Source organism: Embleya sp. NPDC001921 (assembly GCF_053594475.1).
Window position 1 is genome coordinate 55631 of record NZ_JBSFEO010000055.1, and the last position, 22953, is coordinate 78583.

The window sequence follows — 22953 nt, forward strand, 5'->3', positions numbered from 1 at the left end:
CCGAAACAACGAGACAGGTTAACGGATCATCCGCCGTCGTCCGCCACCCGCGAGCGACAACCGATTTCCGGCCACCCTCGCGAGGCCGCCGGGCGAACCGCGCACACCCGCGTTCGCGTCTCCATTGTGCGTCGTGTGTGCGTCTTGTCGATGCCCCGCGGATCTGTCGCCGACCGGCGTGCGGCGGTCCCGCGACCGGGATTGGCCCGGCCATCCGCGGCCTGACTAAGCTCGAAGCACCGTTCCCGAACCCCGCCCGCGGAGGTGGCCGCATGAGTGTGTCTCGCGCACCCGACGTGAGCGTGATCGTGATCGTCTACAACGACGCGGCCCGACTGCCGCGCGCGGTGGACTCGGTGCTGCGTCAGACGCTGGACAACCTCGAGATCCTGATCGTCGACGACGCCAGTACGGACGACAGTTTCGCGGTGGCGGAGCGGTTCGCGGCCGAGCACCCGGACAAGGTGCGGGCGATCCGGCTGCCGCACAACAGCGGCGGGTGCAGCCGACCCCGCAACGTGGGCGTCGACCAGGCCCGGGGCACCTTCGTGATGTTCCTGGACAGCGACGACACGCTGGACCGGCACGCGTGCAAGAACATGCTGGTGGCCGCCGAGGAGACCGGGTCGGACCTGATCTCCGGGCTGTGCGTGCGCGTGCACGAGAGCCGCAAGGGCAAGCAGACCCCGTGGTACCCGGAGCTGTACGCGGAGCGCGCGGTACTGGAGTCGCTGGACGAGCGCCCGGAGTTGCTCTACGACACGCTGTCCACCAACAAGTGCTACCGGCGCGCCTTCCTGGACGAGCACGAACTGCGCTTCCCCGAGGGCCTGCACTACGAGGACCTGCTGTTCTCGGCCCGCGCCTACCTGGCGGCGAACCGGATCACGCTGATCCCCAACACCGTCTACCAGTGGCGGGTGGTCGAGGGCGCGAAGGTGCGTTCGATCTCCAACCGCCGCGGCGAGCTGCGCAACTTCGCCGACCGGCTGACCATCCACCGGCGGATCGACGAGGAGTTGCACGGCGAGGAACATCGGGCGCTGAAGCTGCGGAAGGACATCAAGTTCCTCCAGCACGACCTGGTGCTCTACCTGTGGGGCCTGCCGTTCCAGACCGAGGAGTTCCGTCGCGAGTTCATCCCGATGGCCCAGGAGTACCTGGCCACGCTGGACCCGCGCGCGTTCCGCCAGGCCAAGCACATCCCGGCGCTGGCCGCGTATCTGGTGCTGCGCGACGACTGGCCGAACCTGCTCACCGCGATCGACATGGTGCTCAACCGCACCAAGGTGTGCGCGCCGCTGCACCGGCGGGACGGCCGGGTCTACTGGTGCGCGGAGCATCTGGACGACGAGCTCGGTCGCGCGGTCCTGGACGTCACCGACCTGGTGACCTGGTCCAAGCCGCTGAACCTGGTCTGGCTGGGCAACGACCTCACGCACTACTCCTCCACCGGCGGCTCGCTCCGCCTGGCCGGACTGATCGTCAATCCGCTGGACCGGATCGCGCCGACCGCGAAGCTCTCCGCCCGTCTGGAGTTCCGTTCCCGGCGCAAGAAGCTCGCGATGACCACGGTGCACGTCCCGGTGGACTCGATCCGGCACACGCCCGAGGGCCTGGTGTGGGAGACCACCGTCGACCTCACCCGCACGCTGCACCCGGTCGGGGTGCTGGACCCGGTGTGGGACGTGCGGATGGACCTGACGGTCGACGGCGTGGTGACCACGAGTCGCATCTTCGCCACCTCGCTGCCCGAGGACGCGCGGCGGATCCCGATCCGGCCCCGGCTGAGCAAGGCCGTCGGCGACCACGTGGTCCCGTTCATCACGGACAAGGGGCACCTGTCCTTCACCATCACGCACGAGGGCGCGATCGCGCGCAAGGGCCGCGAGTTGGTGCTGCGCACCGCCGACAGCCCGTTCGGCCACAAGCTGGTCGCCACCGCCCGCAAGCAGATCACCAGGACCGGGGCGCGCAAGCGGGAGGCGTTCCGACTGGCCCGGACCGCGCTGGCCAAGCTGCCGGTGCGCAAGGGTCTGGTCGTCTTCGAGAGCCACCTCGGCCTGCAGTACAGCGACAACCCGCGCTACATCCACGAGGAACTGCGGCGCTCCGGTGCCACGTTCGAGGCGGTGTGGGTCTACGCGGAGAGCCGGGCGGGCTTCCCCAAGGACGCCACGCTGGTCAAGCGCGGCTCGTGGGCGCACTACAAGGCGCTCGCCCAGGCCGAGTTCTGGATCGACAACCAGGGCGTGCTGGGTGACGCGGTGAAGAATCCCGGCACCACGTACATCCAGACCTGGCACGGCTCCGCGCTCAAGCGCATGGGCTTCGACATGCCCTCGGTCAAGCAGTCCGACGCGGCGGCGCAGGCCCGGCTGCAAAAGGGCGTGGACCGCTTCGACTACTTCGTGGTCCGCTCCGAGCACGACGTCGACACGCTGATGGCCGCCTACCGGCTGCGTGCCGAGCCGCTGCGCGTCGGCTACCCGCGCAACGACGCGCTGGCCGACAAGGACGCCGGGACCGCCGATGTCGAGGCGCTGCGGGCCGAGTTGGGCCTGGTCGGCGATCCGCGCCGGATCGTGCTGTACGCGCCGACGTTCCGGCCGCGCGGCGAGGACGAGGACTTCGAGATGCCGTTCGATCTCGAGCGCTGGGTCGCGGAGCTGGGCGAGGAGTTCGTGCTGCTGGTGCGCACGCACTACCTGGACGAGGTGGAACTGCCGCCGTCACTGGCGGCGGACGTCCGCGACGCGTCCACCACGCACGACGTCACGCCGCTGCTGCGCCTGGCCGACGTGCTGATCACCGACTACTCGTCGCTGATGTTCGACTACGCGCTGCTGGATCGGCCGATGGTGTTCTACACCTACGACTACGACGCCTACACCCGGCAGTCGCGCGGTGCCTACTTCGAACTCGCCGATCAGGCGCCCGGGCCGCTCGCCGGCGACCAGGACGCGCTGTTCGCGGCGATGCGCGAGGTGCAGGACGCGCGCGGGCACTACGCGGACCGGCGCCGGGCGTTCGTGAAGTCCTACGGCGAATACGACCGGGGCACCGCCGCCAAGGAGATCGTCGCGCGCTTCTTCCCGACCGGGGGCGCGCAGTGAGCGAGGCAGCAGTGAGCGAGGCAATCGTGACGCGCACACCGCGCGACATCTTCATCGTCTGCAACAACATCGAGGAGCTCGGCGGGCTCCAGCGCTGGGCGCACCACACGGCGGGGATGCTCCAGGCGAGCGGGCACACGGTGCACCTGATCGGTGTGGTGCACCCGGAGACCGTGCACGACTACGGCCGTGACCTGCCGTATCGCACCAGCGTGCTGCACCGTGTGCACCCGCCGTCGGCGTGGGGTCCGCGCACCGTGCGGGACCGGCTCAACGTCGGCGCGCAACGCCGCGAGATGTTGCGCAAGGCGTCGATGCGGCAGGCCGCCGACCGGCTGACGGCGTTGTTCCGCGCGGCCCGGCCGGGCGCGATAGTGATCGCGCCGCAGGTCTGGGCGATGGAGTGGGTCGCCCTCGCGGACACCTCCGGGCTGCGGGTGATCGGGATGAGCCACGAGTCGTTCGAGGCGTCCGCCAACTCCTCGCGCGCGCGCCGGGTGCGCCGCTGGTTCGCCGACGTGGACCGGCTGCTGCTGCTCACCGTCGAGGACGCGGACGCGTGGAGCCGGGACGGGCTCAACAACGTCGACGTGCTGCCGAACCCGCTGCCGATCAGGCCGCGGACGACCTCCGAGCGGGCCGATCCGCTGGTGGTGGGCCTGGGTCGGCTCTCCTTCGAGAAGGGCTACGACCTGCTCCTGGAGGCGTGGGTCGAGGTGGCCCGGCGCAACCCCGAGTGGCGGCTGCGGCTGTACGGGTCGGGTCCCGAGGAGGGCCGGCTGCGCGCCCAGGTGGTGTCGCTCGGCCTGACCGGCACCGTCGAGTTCGCCGGGCAGACCGCCGATGTCGAGGGCGCGCTGCGCGAGGCCTCGGTGTTCGTCGCGCCCTCGCGCGCCGAGGGCTTCCCGATCTCGCTGATGGAGGCGATGGCGATGGGCGTGCCCAGCGTCGCGTTCGACTGCGCGCCGGGCGTGCGCGAGATCCTAACGCACGAGCGCAACGGTCTCCTGGTGCCGCGCGGCAACACCCACGAGTTCACCGCCGAGTTGGAGCGCCTGATCCGCGACCGCGACCTGCGCGACCGGCTCGGCAAGCAGGGGCTCGAGGACGTCACCCGGTTCGCGCCGGAGGCGGTGCTGGAGCGCTGGGAGCAGATCTTCGACTACGTCTACCGGTGAACCCGCCCGGCGGGTCGAGCCCGCCGAGCGGGGCGGGCCGGGCGGGTCATGACGCCCGGCGGCGGCGGAGCCGGGCGCCCAGCACCTCGCGCACACCGACCCCGCCGCCCGCGTGGCGAATCGCCAGCGAGCGGCTCGCGGTCCGGTAGAACTGCACGAACGCGACCCCGTGCCGCAGGTCCGGGCGCAGTCGGCGGCCCAGGCCCGTCCCGGCCCGGACCTTGGTGACCAGCGGCGGGCCCTCGGCCAGGTGCACCCGGGCCCACACGTCCCACACCGTGAAGGGCTCCGTGCCGGCCAGGACGGTGCCCTCGACGGTGACGGTGGTGGACCAGCCGGACGCGTCCGCGCGGCCGCGCAGCAGCCCCTCGCGTACGCCCACGGCCCGGACCTCGCTGCCGTGCCGATCGCGCAGTTCCAGGTCCAGCCGGACCGGTCCGGCCTCCGCGAGCCGGCCGTACAGGTCGTGCACCGTGACGTCCAGCGTGTTGCCGACCGTGCCGCGCACGCTCGCCTCCACGACCGCGGGCAGGTCGGCGGGCGCGATCTCCGCGAGCGCGTCCAGGACCACCTTCGGCCCGGCCTCGTCCCACACCGGCGTGCCCGCGTGCTCCGGGTACGGACCGATCAGGCGCGGCGGCTCGGCCGCCAGTTCGGCGAGCCGCGCGACGCCCGCGGGCGTCTCGTGTGCGGCGATCACGGCCGCGGCCCACCGCGCCGTGGGGAACGCCCGCGCGAACGCCTCGGGTTCGAAGGAGGCGAGGTGCGCCCGACAGGCGCGCCACCACTCGTCCCGGTACTCGGCGGTGCGCGCGCCCAGGTCCCGCAGGTACAGCCGCAGGTCGTGTTCGAGGAACTTGGTCAGCGCCGCCGCCCGCAGCGCGGGTCGGCCGGCCTCGGCGAAGATGTCCACGACCTGTCGGTGCGCGTCGAGGCGGTCGAGCCAGTTGGTCACCCGGTCCCGGCGCAGCGAGATCGAGGGGTCGCCGCCGTCGCGGCGCACGTGCCACGTGTAGACGTGGTCCGGCACCACCGCCAGGCGCGGTCCGGCCGCGTACACGCGCGCCGTGAACACGAAGTCCTCGTAGTGCGCGGCGCCGTCGGGAAAGCGGATGTCGTGCCCGAGCAGGAACGCCCGGTCGTAGAGCTTGTTGACCGAGAGGGTGTCCCACACCGTCTCGGGTCGCAGCTCCGGATCGGCGTGCACGGCCGCGGTCGTGAACAACTGCGGCTGCCAGGGCACATCGCGCACCTTGGGCAGTTCCCGGCGTACGCACAGCCCGGCCACGACGTCGGCGTCGTGCGCGTCCGCGGCGGCCGAGAGCACCGCCACCGCGCCGGGCGGCAGCACGTCGTCGCTGTCCAGGAACACGATCCGGGCGGCGCGCGCGGCGCGCACCCCGTCGTTGCGCGGGGAGCCGCAACCGCCGCTGTTGTCCGCCCGGCGCACGATCCGCACCCGCGGGTCCTGGGCCGCGAGCCGCGCGCACACCTCGGGCGTGGCGTCGGTCGAGGCGTCGTCCACGATCACCACCTCGCCCACCACCTCGCCCTGCGCCAGGGCCGAGCGCACCGCTTCGGCGAGTCGGTCCGCGTCGTTGTACACGATGACGACGACGCAGACCCGGGGGTCGAGGGGCTCGCTCATGTCACTTCCTGTCGGGCGCGTCTTGCGGGCTCTTGCAGCCGTTGGCGGGGAACGGGATCCGCGGCACCGGCGCGAGGCGCTCGCCGGGCTTGAGCATCGGCTGGGCCTTGAAGTCGTAGGTGCACCGGGTGGGGTTGCTGAACAGTACTTCCAGCCGCAGGTCGGGGCGGTCCCGCCGCAACGTCTGCAGGGTGGCCAGGGTCACCGGGTCGTCGGTGACCACCCGCATCGGCAGCTCGGGGAACTTGACCGCGATGCGCTGGGTGAGCTGCTCCGGCGTCTCCTGGTTGCCGTAGGTGGGCTTGGTCTGCCACGCGGTGCCGAGGTTGCGCGAGAGCACGTCCACCCACAGCGTCCCGTAGTAGTTGGCCTGCCAGTCGTTCTTCATCTGCACTATCGTCGCGTGGCCTTGGGGCTTGGGCTGAGCCTTCATCACGGCCAGGATCAACTGGGCCAGCCTGGGCTGGTCCATCTTCTTCTCGAAGTAGCCCACACCCCAACTGAGATCCTTCGGCGGCTTGCGCCAGACCTCGCGGTCGGGGTTCGCGTTGTAGGCGATGGAGACCACGACGCACAGCGCCAGCACGCTCGCGGTCAGCGGACGGGTGAACGGCTCGGCGACCCGCGAGCGGGCGGCGAAGTGACCGGGCCGCCATCTCGGCGCCACGAACCAGGTGCCGCCCAGGCAGACCAGGCCGACCACGATCAACTGGTGCAGCAACTTCTCGTAGTAGTAGGAGGTCTCGCCCAGGATGCGGCTCTGGTAGAGGTACATCAGCGCGACGATCCCGGTCGCGCCGCCCAGCCACAGGATCGCCATCCGCCGGACCGGGTGGCGCCACGCGGACCGGGAGGCCAGACCCAGCGCGGTCACGAAGACCAGGACCACGACCAGGTGCCGGATGGTGGGGCTGATCCCGCCGCCCGCGTTCAACGAATCCGACTTCACCGACTCGCTGTTGAGGATCGGCAGGTACAGCGCGCCGATCGCGGTGACCACGACCGCGCCGACCGTCCACAGCGGCTGCTCCCACAGCCGCTTGCGGTTGCCCGCCACCCAGACCAGGAGCAGCACGCCGGCCAGCGGCAGGAACAGGTAGTAGGTGAAGGACAATCCGGTGGTCAGCGCGGCCAGCACGCACATCTGTTCGCGCAGCCGGGGCAGCGGTCGGGTGGTGACCGCGACCATCAGCGCGAGCAGGCCGAGCCCGACGAACTCGCTCGGGAACCCGCGCAGGAACATCGACATGCCGTCGCCGAAGTACAGGTACGCGGCGGCGGCCGCGCCGACCACGACATAGCGCCACGTCGACAACGCGGGTCCGGCGATCCAGCGCATCGACCACAAAACCGCGAAGACGAGGAAGACGAATGTGGCCGCGTAGAAGTAGACGAAATGGTTCAACGCGGTCGTGCCGGAACCCGCGGCGGTGCTCGAACGCAGGAAGTTGTCGAACAGACTCATCCCGAAGTGGCTGCCCTGCGGATAACCGAAAAGTTCATTCGTCAGTCCGGTTCGCGTTTCCGAACGATTCAGGAACGTGTAACCGTCGGCGGCCCTGATCGTGTCGTAGAGCGCGAAATGCCGGCCGAGGTCCTCGGCCACCGCGACCAGGGACAGCCGACCGACCAGCCCGCGACCGAGGTAGGGATAAAGGGTCCCGATGGTGACCGCCGCGGTCAGCGCCGCGGTCACCAGGTCGCCCGGGGCCAGGATCCGCGGCAGCGCCGGGCGGCGGCCGGCGACCACCGCCCCGATCGACACGGCACTGAGGCCGACACCTGCCACCGGCACCGGGTGCAGACCCCACGGCCAGACCGAGAACAGCAGCCCGGCCAGGCAGGTCGCGCCTGTGACCAGCGCGAACGCGAGGACCAGCCGGTCCGTCACGGTCCGCCCCGAGCGCATCAGCGACGCCACGAGGCCGACGAAGAGCACCGGCAAGACGACCGCGACATGGGCCGCGTAGGCCGCGATCGGCACCAGCCAGGACAGCGCCAGGGCGGCGAGCAGGATCAGCACTCCTCGCACCACCCTTCCGGATCCACGGGGTCGAGGCGGGCCCGGCGAGGCGACCGAACCCATCGGTGGAGCGGTCGTCCGCGCGCTGTCTGAGACGGTCACGAATCCTCGTTCGGTCCGGGTGAAACACACGTCCTGGGCCGGGCAAGGATATCGCATGGCATAAACGAGCCGAATTCAGACCTTGATGAAGTCCCATTTTTGGGCGTCTCCGCCGCCGGGCGGCGCCTGGAATACATCTCCGCCCGGTACGCGGGCTCCGGTGAGCGCCATACCGGAATGCGCGAACAGCAGGCGGAATCCGCCGGCGACATCGCCGTGCACGCGCAGCGCCTGCGCCGGGTCCAGGGCCCGCGCGGCCAACCGGGGCACGCAGTCGGCGGTCGTGGCGGCGCCCGGGATCGCCACGATCCGGTCCGCGGTGCCCGGGATCAGCCCCCAGCCGTACCGGATCCCGGCCAGCCGGAACACGGTGCCCTCGTGGCCCTTGGCCGCCGCGACGGTCAACGGGGCGTCGGGTTCCGGGCGTACGGTCAACTCCAGCCCGTTGCCGCGATTGCGGATGCGATATCGCGGCCCCAGATACGGATGTCCGGCGATCGGGGCGGCCCGATCGGGAACCGGCATCGGGAGCACGAGGTCACGGCGCCACGCGGCGTTCGCGAGATAGGACTTGTGCAGCCACGGACCGTATACCTTGCTGCGCTTGGCGTCCGCGTCGTATTCGGTGTAGATGGTGAATGCCTGCTTTTTCTTCGCCGCCTGTTCGGTGCTCAGGTTCGGCGGTTCCTGCTGGATCGTGTAGTCGCGGTGATATACGACGGGCGACGCCGGTACGTCCTGCTCCAGGGCGTACATCACCATGCGGGCCACGGCCACGTGATCCTGGTGGAATCCGCCCACCGGATCCGGGTCGCCCTGGAGGTCGGAGGTCGGATCCAAGGTGTTGACCCGATCCGGCTTGAACTCGTCCCGCACCCCGCGCAGAAAGGCGGCCAGGCCGTCGCGGTCGAACTCCTGGGCCGGGAACGCGTCCCCGGGGCGGGTGGCGATCCGGGTGTTGTCGGCGTACAGGCCCCACATGCGCTTCGCGCCGAGCGGAGTGCGCATGAAGCCGTCCGGAATCCGGGTCTCGAGTATCGAGACCCGGTCGCCCAGCGTCCACAACGTCGCCCGCACGCCGGCCATGTCGTAGGGCTGCGATTTCCACTCGCCGGTCTTCGCGCCCACGGTCTGCGCGTATGCGTCGCGCAGACCCGCCTCGCGATCCTTCATGTACTTCGGATAGTCCTCGTAGTCCGAGGCGTTGAAGTACACCGTGCGCAGCACGGCCCCCGCCGCCAGGTTGTCCAGCAACTCCGGACTGAGGAACAGCAGATCGTCGTCGTGGTGCGCGACCACGTTGAGCACCCGCGACGCGCCGGCGCCCGCGGGCGTCGGGCGGACGGGCCGCGGCTTCGCGGACCCGCCCCGGTCGAGCAACTCGACCGCCCCGATCACACCCGCGCCACCGACCGCGAGAGCGCAGCCACCGACAAAGACATTCCTGCGCGATACGGCCATCTTCGAACTCGGGTCCACTTCCGTGTGCGTGCGGTGCGGCCCGTCGCCCGCCCGAGAATCGAATCAGCTGGTCGAGATGTGCTCCGAGGTCGGAACCTCCGCGACCTCCGGCGGCTCCGCACCCTCCGTGAGCTCGACCCGAGCCGGCGCCGGCGGCCGGTTCGCGTTGAGCAACTGCGCCTCGCGAATGGCCACGCTGCGGGCGAGGTCGGTGATCTTCTTCTCCAGGGACCGGAACCGCATGAAGGTGTTCATCGCCATGAAGGCGACACCCACTACGAGGCCGTAGAGGATCAAGTCGGTTCCACGACCGACGCCCACCTTGTGCGCGAGCCACGTGGTATCGGAGGGACGAATCACCGCGTAGGCGTTCACGCCGACGAACAACAGGAACGCGATGCGCTTCCAGGCCCGGGTGCGCACCTGGTCCCACTGGATGACGAACAGGGCCAGCAGGCCCGCGGCGCCGAGGAGGAGAATTCCCTGGATCAACATACGATCATTTACCCCGCTGCCGAACCGACATGTCAAAGAGGATGTTCACGCCATTGATGAGCGATTGGCCCTTGGCTTTCGAGTACTCGGTGTAGATCACGGAGACGGGCATCTCCGTGATACGCAGACCCGAGCGCGCCAGGAAACCGACGATCTCCGACGCGTGCGCCATTCCGTTCATGCTGATGCGCAATCGCGCCGCGGCCTCTCGATTGAAGACGCGCAGTCCGTTGTGCGCGTCCGTCAGACGGAGTTTTCGCGACGTGAGACTCAAAGCCGCAACGGTGCGCAGAACGATTCGCTTTATCTTGGGGATCTCCGTGGTGGATTCCAGGAATCTGGATCCGAGCACGACGTCGACATCACCCACGCGCAGGCGCTCGATCATGGCCTGGGCATCCTCGACACGGTGTTGCCCGTCCGCGTCGAAGGTAACGAAATACCGGGCACCGGGCTGGGCGAGCGCGTAGGTCATTCCGGTCTGCAAAGAGGCGCCCTGGCCGAGATTGACCGGGTGCTTCACCAGATGGGCGACGGTGCCAAAAATCTCCCGGGCGGAGTTGTCCGAACTGCCGTCGTCCACGCAAACAATGTTCGGGAATACTAGAGATGCATCCGTGACGACTTGGGCGATGACCTGATCTTCGTTGAAGACAGGAATCACCAACCATACGTCGCTGTAGTCCCGCACCAGACACTCCAAGAGATGAGTTTTCGCTACCGCGTCTGATTATTCCGAGCAACAATCCGAAGGGACGAACCGACGCGCACTCGGCCCGGCCGCGCGGCCTCCGGTCGATCATCGGTCGAACCTGTCGCCTCGTATGTCCAGTAGACTCGCGAAGCTATGGGCCCATCACCTCAGAGGATCCTAACCGATCGGCTGCCTGGTAGGTCGCCCTTGATCGCCTGTACGGTCCTGTCCTGAGGGCTCGAGCGGTCCGTCGAGCGGCGACGCGGGTGGGCCCGATCCCCCATGCCGCCCCATCCATCCCAACTTCGCATCGGCCGGGTCACCGTGAATCTCGTAGTACGCGCCGTCCGGGCCCTGCCCCCGGGCACGCTCCGAGTCGGCATCGGCGTCGTCGTCCTGGGCGCCGCCTCATATTTGCATCTCGCACTCGCCGGCCACACGCTGTCGTCCGACGGCATGGCAAATGTATCGGTTTTGTGGACGATCGCATTCTCGGTGGGATATGGATTTTATACCCCTGTCGAGCAGGAGATCACCCGAATCGTCGCCGCCCGGAAAATAGGGGGCGAAGGGGCCGCGCCCGTGCTGCGGCGGGGAATGATCCTCGCCGGCGGGATCCTGCTGGCCGTGCTGCTGGTGGTCGCCGCCGGGGCCGTGCCGATCTCCGATCGCCTGTTCGCCGGGCAGCGCACGATGCTTCTCGCGCTGGCCGGCGCGTTCGTCGGGCTCGCCGCGACCGCGGTCACCCGCGGCATCCTGGCCGGACTCGGCCTGTTTCGCGAGTACGGCGCGCAGCTCGCCATCGACGGCGGCCTGCGGATCGCCTTCGCGGTCGCCCTCGGAGTCGCCGACGTGCAGTCGGCGCTGATGTTCAGCCTGATCCTGACCGCGGCCCCGCTGCTGTCGGTCGTGGTCACCCTGCGCCCGGTGCTGCGGCACGCGCTGCCGGGGACCACGGTGCCGTGGAAGGCGATGTACCGGGGCCTGGCCCTGTTGATCGTCTCGACGATGTTGTCCCAGATCGTGGTCAACATCGCGGTCATCAACGTCAAGCTGCTCGAACCCGGCGAGGTCGAACTGGTCAGCGCGCTGCTGTCGGCGATCGTGCTGGCCCGGGTGCCGCTGTTCGTCTTCAGCTCGCTGCAGACCTCGCTGCTCCCGGGGCTGGCCGGCGCGCACGCGGCCGGCGATCGGGCCGCGTTCCGCCAACTCGTGCTGCGCAGTTGCGGGATCGTCGCGGTCCTGGGGCTCAGCGGCGGGCTCGTGGCCACGGTCCTGGGGCCGTGGCTGGTGCCGACGCTGTTCGGCGCGCCCAGGGTCCTGGGTACCGGGGACTTCGCGTGGTTCTCCATGGGCACCCTGTGCTACATGCTCGCACTCGTGCTGGGACAGGCCCTGATGGCCCAGGGCGCCCACCGGCAGCAGATGTGGTCCTGGGTGGTCGGCGTCGCCGCGCTCGTGGCGGTCACCGCCTCGCCGGGCTCGATCCAGCTCCGGGTCGAGGCGGCCTACCTGACCGGCTCGCTGGTCACGACGCTGATGATGGCGTTCCTGCTGTGGAGTCTGGGAAAGCGCGATGTGGGGCACCATGTGAGCGATGCCCGATCGAACGACGCGCTGCGCGGTGCGCCGTCCGACACAGTCGTGCAGGCCTGAGAAGCACCCAGTTCACTCAACTCGGATCCGGAGATGGTGTTGGAAACGATCGACGTCGCGATGCCCTACTACGGCGACGTGGGCATGATGCAGCAAGCCGTCCGAAGCGTCATCGCCCAGACCGACCAGAACTGGCGCCTGATCGTCACCGACGACGGCTCCGAACCCGGTGTACCCGAGTGGTTCGCCGGTCTCGAGGACAGTCGTATCGACTATCGGCGCAACGACCACCGGTTGGGTGTGACGAAGAACTACCAGAAGGTCCTCTCGCTGGTCGAGAACCCGCTGTTGGTCTTCATGGGCGGGGACGACGTGATGCTCCCGCACTACCTGGCGACCGTGCGGGACTGCCTGCGGGAGTACCCGGACGCGAAGATCGTGCAGCCCGGCGTGCAGGTCATCGACACCGCCGGCAACCCGGCGATGCCGTTCGTCGACCAGGTCAAGCGGCATCTGTTCGCGCCCAAGGCGCAGGGCCGCCGGCTCTACGGCGGGGAGGACCTCGCGGTCGGGCTGATCCGGGGCAATTGGCTGTACTTCCCCTCGCTGGCCTGGCGCAGCGACATCGCCAAGAAGGTCGGCTTCCCGGACGACCTGGACGAGGTGCACGACCTCGCCATGGTGATCGACGCGTTGTGCCTGCACGCGACCATGGTGGTCGACGACACGGTGTGCTTCCGCTACCGGCGGCACGCGGTCAGCCACTCCTCGGCCGCGGCCACCAGTGGCCGCCGGTTCGTCACCGAACGGACCTACTTCACCGGCATGATCGAGCGGTTCGAGGCGCTGGGCTGGCACCGCGCGGCAGCCGCCGCGCGCAACCACATCGGCTCGCGGCTGCACGCGCTCACCCTGGTGCCCAAGGCGGTTCGCCGCGGGGACAAGGGCGGGGTGCGCAACCTGACCCGACACGCGTTCGGCAACCCCCGCGCGCACTGACGACACGAGGCCCCCGACGACGCGTTCGCGTCGTCGGGGGCCTCGTTGTGTCGGCGCTCGTGGTGTGTCGACGCCGGCGGGTCCGTGCCGGCGGTGGGGTCCGGGTCGCCAAGGGCGGGTCAGGACACCCGCTCGCCGGCGTGGTGGGCCCACAGGCGTTCCATCGCGTGGCCCAGCGAGTGTCGCGGCCGCCATCCCAGCAGTTCGCGCGTGTGCTCCAGGGACATGCACTGCCACTGCTCGTCCGGGCCGGGATCGGGCGATTCCTCGACCAGTTCGGCCGGTACGCCACTGGCCTCGATCAGCAGGCGGACCAACTCGCGGGCGGGCACGCCGGCACCACCGCCGACGTTGACCACCCCGCGCGCGCTCGACTCCGCGGCGGCGACCGCGGCGGCCACGACGTCGTCGAGGTCGACGAAGTCCCGGCGCGCGCCCAGCGACGCGAAGGTCAGCCGCACCGGCTCGTCGAGCCCGGCGCCCGCCGACAACTTCGCGGCCACGCCGCCGAGCAGGCTGTGCCCGGGTTGGCCGGCGCCCACCACGTTGCCCACCCGCAGCACGATCGCGTCCAGGCCGTGCGATGCGACGGCCGCGCCGATCCGCTCGGTGCAGCGCAACTTCAGCTCGCCGTAGGCCATCGCGGGCCGCGCCGGGGAGTCCTCCCCGAGCACCGTGCCGACCGGGACCAGACCGTACTCGTGCACCGTGCCGAACTGCACCAGCCGCGGGGCCGCGGTCGACAGCGCGATCGCCTCGAGCAGGTTCTCCACCAGGGTCAGGTTCGCGCCGACGAGTTCCTCGTCGTTCAGCCCCCACATGCCGCCGGCCGCGTTGATCACGTGGGTGACCCGGTGCTCGCCCAACACCTCGGCGACGACCTGCGGTCGGGCGTCCTGGACGTCCAACGCCACGAACGTCGCGGCGAGCGGTGTCGCCGGCTCGCGCCGACCGATCGCGACGACCTCGTGGCCCCGCCCGGTCAGGGTCGCGCACAGTGGGCGACCGATGAATCCGCTGCCGCCGAGGACGGCGACGCGAGCGGGTACGGCCGGCGCGCCGAGCGGGGCGGCGGCGGTCGGTTCAGCCATGGTGCGGTTCTCTTTTCGTCGAGGCCGCCGGGACGCGGGTCACCGCGCCTGGCGCACCGAACCGAACGCGTGCGCGACGATGTTCGACACGCTCTCCTTGCGCCCCGTGCGCACGGCGCCCGGCAGCAGCGTCAACGCGTGCAGCCGCGACGCGACGTGGAAGCGGGCGGCCTTGGCCGTGCGGGGCCAACCGTGCTCTTGGGCGACCTTGGCCAGTTCCAGGAAGTAGCCGCGCTCCTCGGCGAATCGGGCACCGGTGCCGGCCGTCTTCGAGGAGATGCTGGCCGCGTGCCTGCGGTACTGGAAGCAGGTCGTGCTCGAGACGAGCAACTCCTCGCCGCGAAGCAGCAGTTCCATGACCAACGCGAGGTCCTGGGTGACCCGCAGATCCTCGCGGAAGGGCACCGCCTTGAGCGCGTCGGCACGCCAGCACATCGACGGGAAGTACAACCAGTTGCCCCGGACCAGCCCGGTGGCCAGCTCCTGGCCGCCCATCAGCCGATGGCCGTCCACCTTGGGCGCGTAGATCCGCCGCTTGGTCCCGTCCACCAGGGTCCGCAGCGGCTGGCCGAGGCCGTCGATGACCTCGACACCCGGCTGGATCATCGCGACGTCCGGAGCCACCGCGAGCGAGGCGCGCATGCACTCGAGGTAGTTCGGCAGCATGATGTCGTCGGTCCCCATCAGGACCACCCGGTCGAACTCGACCAAGCCGATGCACTTGCGGTAGTTGCCGGAGACGCCGAGGTTGCGCTCGTTGCGCTGGTACCGCACGCGCTTGTCGCCCAGCGCCTCGAACCACTCCGCGACACCCTCCTCGCGGCCGTCGTCGACCACGGTGAGCCGCCAGTCCCGATCGGACTGCGTCATGACGCTGCGCACGGCGGCCTGCATCAGCGAAACGGGGCCGTAGTACGGCAACATGATGTCGAACGTCGTCATGGGATTCATACACCTAAGTGATCGGGCGACGGAGCGGGCGGTGGTGCGTCCACCATCGAGCCGGATCAGGCCCCGGACGCCCGGGCCTTCAACGGTTCCCACCAGGGTCGATTGGCCCTGTACCAGGCTACGGTGTCCGCCAGGCCGCGGTCGAAGGGTATGGCCGGAGCGTAACCGAGTTCGTCCTGGATCTTTTCGATCGACAACGAGTAGCGAAGGTCGTGCCCCTTGCGGTCCTCGACCTGCCGAACCATCCCCCAGTCCGCCCCGCACGCCTCCAGAAGCCGGGCGGTCAGTTCCTTGTTGGTCAACTCGACGCCGCCGCCGATGTGGTACGTCTCGCCCGCACGGCCCAGGCGCATGACCTTCTCGATGCCCGCGCAGTGGTCCGCCACATGGAGCCAGTCCCGCACGTTCGCGCCGTCCCCGTACAACGGCACCGCGTGTCCGTCGAACAGGTTGGTCAGGAACAGCGGGATCATCTTCTCCGGGAACTGGTACGGCCCGTAGTTGTTGGAGCAGCGGGTGAGCACGACGTCCATGCCGTGCGTGCGAAACGCCGCGAGGGCGAGCAGGTCCGAGCCCGCCTTGCTCGCCGAGTACGGCGAGTTGGGGGCCAGCGGCCAGCCCTCGGTCCAGGAGCCCTCGGCGATCGAGCCGTAGACCTCGTCGGTGGACACGTGCACGAAGCGGTTGACCCGGTGCTTGCGCGCGGCGTCGAGGAGGACCTGGGTGCCCACGACGTTGGTGGTCACGAACTCCATCGCGCCGGAGATCGACCGGTCGACGTGGGATTCGGCCGCGAAGTGCACGACGACGTCGTGGCCGGGCACGATCTGATCGACCACGTCGACGTCACGAATGTCGCCTTGGACGAAGGTGTACCCCGGGTGTCCCGCGACGGCCGCCAGATTGGCGATGTTGCCCGAGTAGGAAAGCTTGTCCAAAACGGTGACCGTGTCGGACACGCTCGAACGGGACAACAGACCCCGAACGAACTCCGAGCCGATGAAGCCGGCCCCACCTGTAACCAAGATCTGCATAGAGCGGGGATTCTACACGCAGCCCCCCGAGGCCTTCCGGTGACCCCGCGAGTCGTTCGGGACCTACCCGTGATCCGACCGAACCTGGCGTTCACCCGCACCACGTAGGGTGTGCGCCATGCGCGGCATTCTTCTCGCGGGTGGCACCGGCTCCCGTCTGTGGCCTTTGACCCAGGCTGTCTCGAAGCAGCTCATGCCAGTCTTCGACAAGCCGATGATCTACTATCCGCTGTCCACTTTGATCATGTCCGGCATCCGCGAGATCCTGGTCGTCACCACCCCGCACGACCAGCCGCAGTTCCGGCGTCTGCTCGGAGACGGATCGCAACTGGGCCTGCGGCTCGAATACGCCGTGCAGGAGCGGCCCGAGGGAATCGCGCAGGCTTTCGTGCTCGGCGCGGACTTCATCGGCGACGAACCGGCCGCCCTCGTCCTGGGCGACAACATCTTCCACGGTGTCGGGCTGGGACGGCAGTTGCGCGGCCACACGAACCTGGCGGGCGCTCGCGTCTTCGCCTGCCCGGTCGCGAACCCGAGTGCCTACGGCGTGGTGGAGTTCGACGCCGAGGGCCGGGCGCTGTCCATCGAGGAGAAGCCCACTCGGCCCAAGTCCCGCTACGCGGTGCCGGGGCTGTACTTCTTCGACAACCGGGTCGTGGAGATCGCCCGCGGCCTCGAGCCCAGCGCACGCGGCGAGTTGGAGATCACCGAGATCATCGACTTCTATCTGCGCGCGGACGAACTCGGCGTGACGCTGCTCGATCGCGGCACGGCGTGGCTGGACACCGGAACCTTCGACTCGATGGTCCAGGCATCCGAGTTCGTCCGGGTCATCGAGCAGCGCCAGGGACTCAAGATCGGCTGCATCGAGGAGGCCGCCTGGCGGGCGGGCTTCATCGACGAGGACGCGGTACGGGCGATCGCGACCCCCCTGCTCAAGAGCGGCTACGGCAAATACTTGCTCGATCTGCTCGACTACGGTGAGGGCCTGGCCCCCAATCCTGACAATCGTTGACGAGGAAGCTCGCATGGATATCCGCCCGCTCAGCATCGACGGGGTCTGGGAGATCACGCCGCGCCTGCACGGCGACCCGCGTGGCATGTTCACGGAGTGGTACCGGTTCGACCACCTGGCGAAGGTCGTGGGTCACCCGCTGGACCTCGCGCAGGCCAACATGTCGGTGTCGGCTCGCGGCGTCGTCCGCGGCGTGCACTTCGCCGACGTCCCGCCCGGGCAGGCGAAATACCTGACCTGCGTGCGCGGCGCCCTGCTCGACGTCGTGGTCGATCTGCGGGTCGGGTCCCCGACGTTCGGTCGCTGGGAGAGCGTGCTGCTGGACGACGTCGAGCGCAAGGCGCTCTACGTCTCCGAGGGCATCGGGCACGGATTCTGCGCGCAGTCCGAGGACGCGACGCTGGTCTACCTGTGCTCGACCACCTACGCCCCCGAGCGGGAACACACCGTGCATCCGCTCGATCCCCGGTTGGCGATCGACTGGCAGACCGACGCACCGGTGCTCTCCGCCCGAGACGCCGAGGCCCCTTCGTTCGACGACGCGACCTCCTCGGGCCTGCTCCCGCAGTACTCGATCTGCAAGGACTTCACCGACTCGCTCGGGTCCGTCGGCGCCTGACCCGGCGCAGTCGACGCCTCGTACACGCAACCCGCGACGGGGCTGTGAACGTCTCGATTCCTGTCCTGCCGGTCCATCCGCGCGTGATCGCCCGCGGGTCGACCGGCAGGCCCTTGCCCGGCCCCATTGAAGGAGATACCAGGTGGAGTGCGCCCCGTCGCCCGACCTTCCCACGTCCTCACCACCACCGAAGACCCTGCCGACGACGGCGGCCTCGTCGCCGGCGCCCTGGTGGCGGCGCCCGCTGTTGGTCTGTGCGGAAGGCGCTGTGGCGGTACTCACCGCGGTGGTGTTCGCCGTGTGGGCTCGCAACATCCGGGTCAACCCGATCAACCGGATCGGTCAGGTCAGCGGTCTGGCCATGCTGCAACTGCGGATGACGCTGATCGCGCTGCTGGTCATCGCGGCACTGGTGATCGCCTACCGGCGGTTCGGTCCGGACCTGCAGGCACTGTTCGTGCGCCTCTCGTGCGCCGTCGTGGCCGGACTCGCCACCGGCTTCGTCGCGGGCGGCACCACGATCGGCCTGCGCGGCACGCCGTGGCCGATCAACGGCGTCGGCGGTGACGTGGGCACCCTCGCGAACTGGGCGGGGGCGATCAACCGGGGCGAGTCGATTCCCTCGGGCGTGTACCCGCCGCTGTTCCCGGAACTGCTCGCGCTGTGGGCCAGGGTGTTCCGGCACGGGAACACCTCGTACGCCCTCCAGGACCTGCAGATCCTGATCATGGCGCTGATCGGTCCGGCCGCCTACCTGGCCTGGCGGCTGTGGTTCCAGCCGCTGTGGGCGCTGGCCATCGGCGTGACCAGCTCGATCCCGCTGTACGAGCCGGTCAAGCCGTACACCACGATCGTGCTGGTCGTGTTCGTGCCGATCATCGCGAAGTTCATCCAGGTCCTGCGCCGATCACCGCAGATGACGACGCGCGACCGGGTGACCACCGGCGCGGCCTTCGGCGTGATGCTGGGCGTGATGGTGATCGCCTATTCGGGCTGGTTCGTCTGGTCGGCGGCCGGTGTGCTGGTGACCTGTCTGCTGGTGTTGCCCTGGAAGCGCGGCTTCAAGGCGGCGATGGTCTTCGTGGTCGCGACGATCATCCCGTTCCTGATCATCGGCGGCCTGTACATCAAGGACCTGCTGCTCAAGGGTGGCGGCGAGAAGGACGACTACTTCTACTTCGACACCAAGGTCGACCCCGCCTACTTCCTGATGTGGCGCGGCGACTCGCCCGGTGAGGTGGGCATGTGGCCGCCGCCCGGCGAGCTCGGCGGCGTCGGCGTGTTCATGCTGATCCTGCTGCTGGGCCTCGCGGTCGCGCTCGCGCTCGGCATGCGGCGCTCGCTGGTGCTGGCCCTCGTGGCCTGCCTGGCCAGCTCGTGGCTGATGCGGTTCTGGTTCGCGTCGCACATGTTCCAGGACCAGGCGGTGCAGCTCTACCCGCGCACCTCGATCGAGCTCGCCTACGTGATGCTGCTCCTGGTCGGCGTCGCGGTACACCTGTCCGCGCAACGGCTGAAGGCGCTGTGGAACCGGTTCGTCGTGCACCGCGCGGACCCGGCCGCGGACGCCGAGCCCAAGCACGTCGGCGCGCGCTGGCGCACGACTCCCGGGATGGCGAGCACGATCGGCGCGCTGGCCGCGATGGTCCTGCTGTTCGGCACCGCGGCCTCGTCGGTCGCCGACGACATCATGCCGGTGGACGACTCGAGCATCGGTTCGCTGACCTACCGCTCGCACCAGTTGCAGAAGGCCGGCGGCGAGTGCCCGCGCTACGCGAACAAGCACAAGTGCCAGCGGCTGGGCACCCCGCCGTGGAAGCTCCCGGTCCGCAACACCCCGGGGGCGAACAACGGCTGAGCGGGGACCGCGGGACCCAGGGGCCAGGCGGTCCTAGCGGTTCACCGACACGGAAGAGGGCGGCGTCGAGGTCGAGGGACCCGGCGCCGCCTTCGTCGTGTCCGGGGCGGTCGCCTCGGCTCGGGCGGGCTTGGGCTCCGGCAGCCGGGACCGGAACAGGCCCGGGGTCCAGTCCTTCAAGCGCATCGCGGGCTTCTCCACGAGGTACCACGAGGCGGCGGCCAGGATGAACGTGCCGACCAGGGAGAGGCCGAGGTAGGCCGTGAAGCCGTGCCGGTTGTACCCGAGCACGACCAGGAACTGCTCCACGACGAAGCCGTAGATATAGATGCCGTACGACAGGTCGCGCTTGCGGCCGACCACCCGGAAGGGCTTGGGCAGGCGCACCGCGAGCCACATCAGCGCGTACGCGAAGGCCGGGAAGCCGATCACGAAGAAGCCGCCGAAGCGCATGCTCGCGAACAACGCGACGATCGAGACCACGCCGAGCACGTCGTTGACCGGGATGCGCTCCTGGTAGAGCTGGAAGAGCATGCCGACGCAGAAGAGGAAGCTCAGGTAGATCAGGTACTGGCTGTGCAGCGGGCCGATGAACTCGCTCAGGATCGGCACGTGGATGTCGGTGCCGTTGGTGTTCTGCGGACCACGGAAGGCGGGCGCGTTCACCAGGTCCATGACGATCCAGCCGTACAGCAGGGTGGTCACCAGCAGCACGAACCGGCGGGATCCGCGCAGCACGCCGGACCAGGCCATCGCCGCGACGACCACGTAGCAGGTCATCTCGTAGCTCAGCGACCACAGCGCGCCGTCGAAGCCGGGGTCGAAGGCGTGCCCCTCCTTCTTCCCGGTGGCCAGGATGTTGGAGATGTCCAACTGCCGCAGACCGGTCCACCAGTTCGCGCGGATGTAGTCGAACGGGCCCTCGCCATGGCGCCAGAACCCGTCCAGCGAACCCTGCTGGTGGTGGAACATGATCGGCGCGGCCACCAGCGCGGTGAACAACACGCAGACCCACAGACCGGGCAGGATGCGCAACATCCGGTGCCACAGGTAGCGCCCGGTCGTGGTGCGCATGCCGCTGCGGGTGATCAGGAAGCCGGACAGCACGAAGAAGCCGTACACGGACATCCGGCCGAGGCCGACCTGCATGCCGGTGAAGCCGTTGCCCGGCTCGTGCTTGCCGAACCCGCCCAGGATGTGCGCGTGCGCCACCACGACCGCTGTGGCCAGCAGGAGCCGGATCAATCCGATGCTGTTGTCCCGGCCGGAGAATCGTTCGGCCAGCGTTCCCTGCCGACCCACTCCGAAGTCGCGTCGCACGCGCTTTACGCCCTTCCCGATGTGGCCGCCCCAGAAGCGACGCAGGATCCCTCCTGAGCGAATATGCGCCCTGCCCACGAGATCCTGTGCATGGTAACGGTCGACCCGACCCCGGGTCAGGCACCCTGGAGGGCGGGCGCCGGACCGCTCGCCGCGCGCCGTTCGCGCACCCACCGCGAACCCTGGATGCCGGGTAGGGTCGCCCCATGAAGTGGCTTGTCACCGGCGGTGCCGGGTACATCGGGACGCATGTCGTGCGGGCGCTGCTCGCGGCCGGCGAGGATGTGGTCGTCCTCGACGACTTCTCCACGGGCGCGCGCGAAAGGGTTCCCGAGAAAGTGCCGCTAGTGGTCGGCTCGGTGCTGGATCGGGCGCTGCTGGACGAGACGTTCCGGGCGCACGCCGTGGACGGTGTGGTGCACATCGCGGCGAAGAAGCAGGTGCCCGAATCGGTCGCGCGTCCCCTGTACTACTACGAGGAGAACGTCGAGGGCCTGCGCGTCCTGCTCGCGGCCATGGTCGCGGCCGACGTCACGCGCGTCGTGTTCTCCTCCAGCGCCGCCGTGTACGGCATGCCCGACGTCGACCTCGTCGACGAGGACACCCCGTGCCTGCCGATCAACCCGTACGGCGAGAGCAAGCTCGTCGGCGAGTGGATGATCAAGGCCACGGCGCGCGCGCACGGCATCTCGTACGCCGCGCTGCGCTACTTCAACGTCGCGGGCGCGGGCGCGCCGGAGCTCGCGGACGAGGGCGTGTTCAACCTCGTGCCGATGGTGCTGGAGAAGCTGACGGCGGATCAGGCGCCGGTGATCTTCGGGGACGACTACGACACCCCGGACGGCACCTGCGTGCGCGACTTCATCCATGTGGTGGACCTGGCCGAGGCGCACGTGGCGGCCACCCGTCGGCTCGGCACCGACCCGGACGCGCGTCTGGTGCTGAACGTGGGTCGCGGCGAGGGCACGTCGGTGCGCGAGATGGTGGAACTCATCCGCGAGGTCACCGGTTTGCGCGACATCGCGCCGGAGCAGCGACCCCGGCGCGCGGGCGATCCGGCCCGGGTGGTCGCGAGCGCCGATCGCATCACCACCGAACTGGGCTGGAAGGCCCGGCACGACACGGCGGACATGGTGGAGAGCGCGTGGGCCGGCTGGCGCGCGCGGCGCGGCTGAGTCCCGCACACACCGCACCCGCTCACCACACCCGAACACCGCGCGCCCACGGCGCGCATGTCGCGCACACCGCCCGCGGTGCCGGCCTACGCGCCGGCACCGCGGGCGGTGCCGCGTCGCGAGCCCACGACGGCGGAGAGTGAAGTCGCCTGGGGCAAATCGGACATGGTGCGCCTCCGGTGTGGGCCGAATCACGCCGATCGCGGGTGCCGACGCCCGCATCGGTGGGCATGGGCCCGGCCCGCACGACGCCACCCGCGATGCGGATGTGACGAACGGGGCGTAGGTGATCCTTCCCGGGTGATCGGCGTACGTCGCGACCAAGGGGCGTTGTCACGCATTCCCGACTCTTCCACCACGGAACGCCAACTACGGTCCTTTCCGTAAGGGATCATCTACATTGCGCTCATCCGCAAAACGGATAATCGACGTCTATCCGACACAGACTTGTGATCTTCGGCGAGGCCTGCTTAGCGTTCGATCCGTCCGTATCCCACACGGACCCCGATCGCCGGTACGCCGAATCCTGTCGCCGGCCGTTCGGGAGGCTGACGAGCACCACACGACAGGAGCGGGGG

General features: G+C 69.4%; 17 protein-coding genes. 8 read left to right on the plus strand and 9 right to left on the minus strand.

Annotated features, from left to right (window positions below):
- Positions 1 to 272: 272 nt before the first annotated feature.
- Together ACWCPW_RS43210 and ACWCPW_RS43215 are read left to right on the plus strand one after the other, a co-directional pair.
- On the plus strand, positions 273 to 3116 hold the full coding sequence (locus ACWCPW_RS43210; RefSeq protein WP_449767099.1) for a bifunctional glycosyltransferase/CDP-glycerol:glycerophosphate glycerophosphotransferase: 2844 nt from the start codon (positions 273 to 275) through the stop codon (positions 3114 to 3116).
- A gap of 11 nt (positions 3117 to 3127) precedes the next feature.
- Entirely contained in the window at positions 3128 to 4294 is a 1167-nt protein-coding gene (locus tag ACWCPW_RS43215; protein ID WP_449767100.1) for a glycosyltransferase, read from the plus strand.
- A gap of 46 nt (positions 4295 to 4340) precedes the next feature.
- Here the strand turns inward: ACWCPW_RS43215 and ACWCPW_RS43220 are convergent, their stop codons facing one another.
- From ACWCPW_RS43220 to ACWCPW_RS43240, 5 genes are all read right to left on the minus strand, one after another.
- The gene (locus ACWCPW_RS43220) at positions 4341 to 5942 is read right to left on the minus strand and encodes a glycosyltransferase family 2 protein (protein ID WP_449767101.1); all 1602 of its coding nucleotides are present in this window, start codon (positions 5940 to 5942) and stop codon (positions 4341 to 4343) included.
- A gap of 1 nt (position 5943) precedes the next feature.
- On the minus strand, positions 5944 to 7977 hold the full coding sequence (locus tag ACWCPW_RS43225) for a hypothetical protein (RefSeq protein WP_449767102.1): 2034 nt from the start codon (positions 7975 to 7977) through the stop codon (positions 5944 to 5946).
- Positions 7978 to 8142: 165 nt separating this feature from the next.
- Positions 8143 to 9465, minus strand: coding sequence for a PIG-L family deacetylase (locus ACWCPW_RS43230; protein WP_449767103.1), 1323 nt, complete (start codon positions 9463 to 9465; stop codon positions 8143 to 8145).
- A gap of 126 nt (positions 9466 to 9591) precedes the next feature.
- On the minus strand, positions 9592 to 10023 hold the full coding sequence (locus tag ACWCPW_RS43235) for a DUF2304 family protein (protein WP_449767104.1): 432 nt from the start codon (positions 10021 to 10023) through the stop codon (positions 9592 to 9594).
- Between the two features lie 4 nt (positions 10024 to 10027).
- On the minus strand, positions 10028 to 10714 hold the full coding sequence (locus tag ACWCPW_RS43240; RefSeq protein ID WP_395864442.1) for a glycosyltransferase family 2 protein: 687 nt from the start codon (positions 10712 to 10714) through the stop codon (positions 10028 to 10030).
- A 459-nt stretch (positions 10715 to 11173) separates the two neighbouring features.
- Between ACWCPW_RS43240 and ACWCPW_RS43245 the strand changes: the two genes are divergently transcribed.
- A complete protein-coding gene (locus tag ACWCPW_RS43245) occupies positions 11174 to 12373 on the plus strand; it encodes a hypothetical protein (RefSeq protein WP_449767105.1) in 1200 nt (399 codons plus the stop codon).
- 33 nt (positions 12374 to 12406) lie between these two features.
- Positions 12407 to 13312 (plus strand): glycosyltransferase family 2 protein, encoded by a 906-nt coding sequence (locus ACWCPW_RS43250; RefSeq protein ID WP_449767106.1) that lies wholly within the window; start codon positions 12407 to 12409, stop codon positions 13310 to 13312.
- A gap of 119 nt (positions 13313 to 13431) precedes the next feature.
- Here ACWCPW_RS43250 and ACWCPW_RS43255 read toward each other — a convergent pair whose 3' ends face one another.
- From ACWCPW_RS43255 to rfbB, 3 genes are all read right to left on the minus strand, one after another.
- Positions 13432 to 14403: an NAD-dependent epimerase/dehydratase family protein gene (locus ACWCPW_RS43255; protein ID WP_449767107.1), complete on the minus strand. Its 972-nt coding sequence runs from the start codon at positions 14401 to 14403 to the stop codon at positions 13432 to 13434.
- A 39-nt stretch (positions 14404 to 14442) separates the two neighbouring features.
- A complete protein-coding gene (locus tag ACWCPW_RS43260) occupies positions 14443 to 15345 on the minus strand; it encodes a glycosyltransferase family 2 protein (protein WP_449767108.1) in 903 nt (300 codons plus the stop codon).
- 65 nt (positions 15346 to 15410) lie between these two features.
- Positions 15411 to 16388 (minus strand): dTDP-glucose 4,6-dehydratase, encoded by a 978-nt coding sequence (gene rfbB / locus ACWCPW_RS43265; protein WP_449767109.1) that lies wholly within the window; start codon positions 16386 to 16388, stop codon positions 15411 to 15413.
- 118 nt (positions 16389 to 16506) lie between these two features.
- On the opposite strand from rfbB, the gene rfbA reads away from it, so the two are divergent.
- From rfbA to ACWCPW_RS43280, 3 genes are all read left to right on the plus strand, one after another.
- Positions 16507 to 17403: a glucose-1-phosphate thymidylyltransferase RfbA gene (rfbA, locus tag ACWCPW_RS43270; protein WP_449767110.1), complete on the plus strand. Its 897-nt coding sequence runs from the start codon at positions 16507 to 16509 to the stop codon at positions 17401 to 17403.
- Positions 17404 to 17422: 19 nt separating this feature from the next.
- The gene (locus tag ACWCPW_RS43275) at positions 17423 to 18022 is read left to right on the plus strand and encodes a dTDP-4-dehydrorhamnose 3,5-epimerase family protein (RefSeq protein ID WP_449767118.1); all 600 of its coding nucleotides are present in this window, start codon (positions 17423 to 17425) and stop codon (positions 18020 to 18022) included.
- A gap of 268 nt (positions 18023 to 18290) precedes the next feature.
- Positions 18291 to 19880: a hypothetical protein gene (locus tag ACWCPW_RS43280; RefSeq protein WP_449767111.1), complete on the plus strand. Its 1590-nt coding sequence runs from the start codon at positions 18291 to 18293 to the stop codon at positions 19878 to 19880.
- Positions 19881 to 19913: 33 nt separating this feature from the next.
- Here ACWCPW_RS43280 and ACWCPW_RS43285 read toward each other — a convergent pair whose 3' ends face one another.
- Complete coding sequence (locus tag ACWCPW_RS43285; RefSeq protein WP_449767112.1) at positions 19914 to 21200, minus strand: acyltransferase family protein; 1287 nt, start codon at positions 21198 to 21200, stop codon at positions 19914 to 19916.
- A 206-nt stretch (positions 21201 to 21406) separates the two neighbouring features.
- Here ACWCPW_RS43285 and galE point away from each other — a divergent pair, with 206 nt between their 5' ends.
- Positions 21407 to 22375 (plus strand): UDP-glucose 4-epimerase GalE, encoded by a 969-nt coding sequence (galE, locus tag ACWCPW_RS43290; protein ID WP_449767113.1) that lies wholly within the window; start codon positions 21407 to 21409, stop codon positions 22373 to 22375.
- Positions 22376 to 22953: the final 578 nt, after the last annotated feature.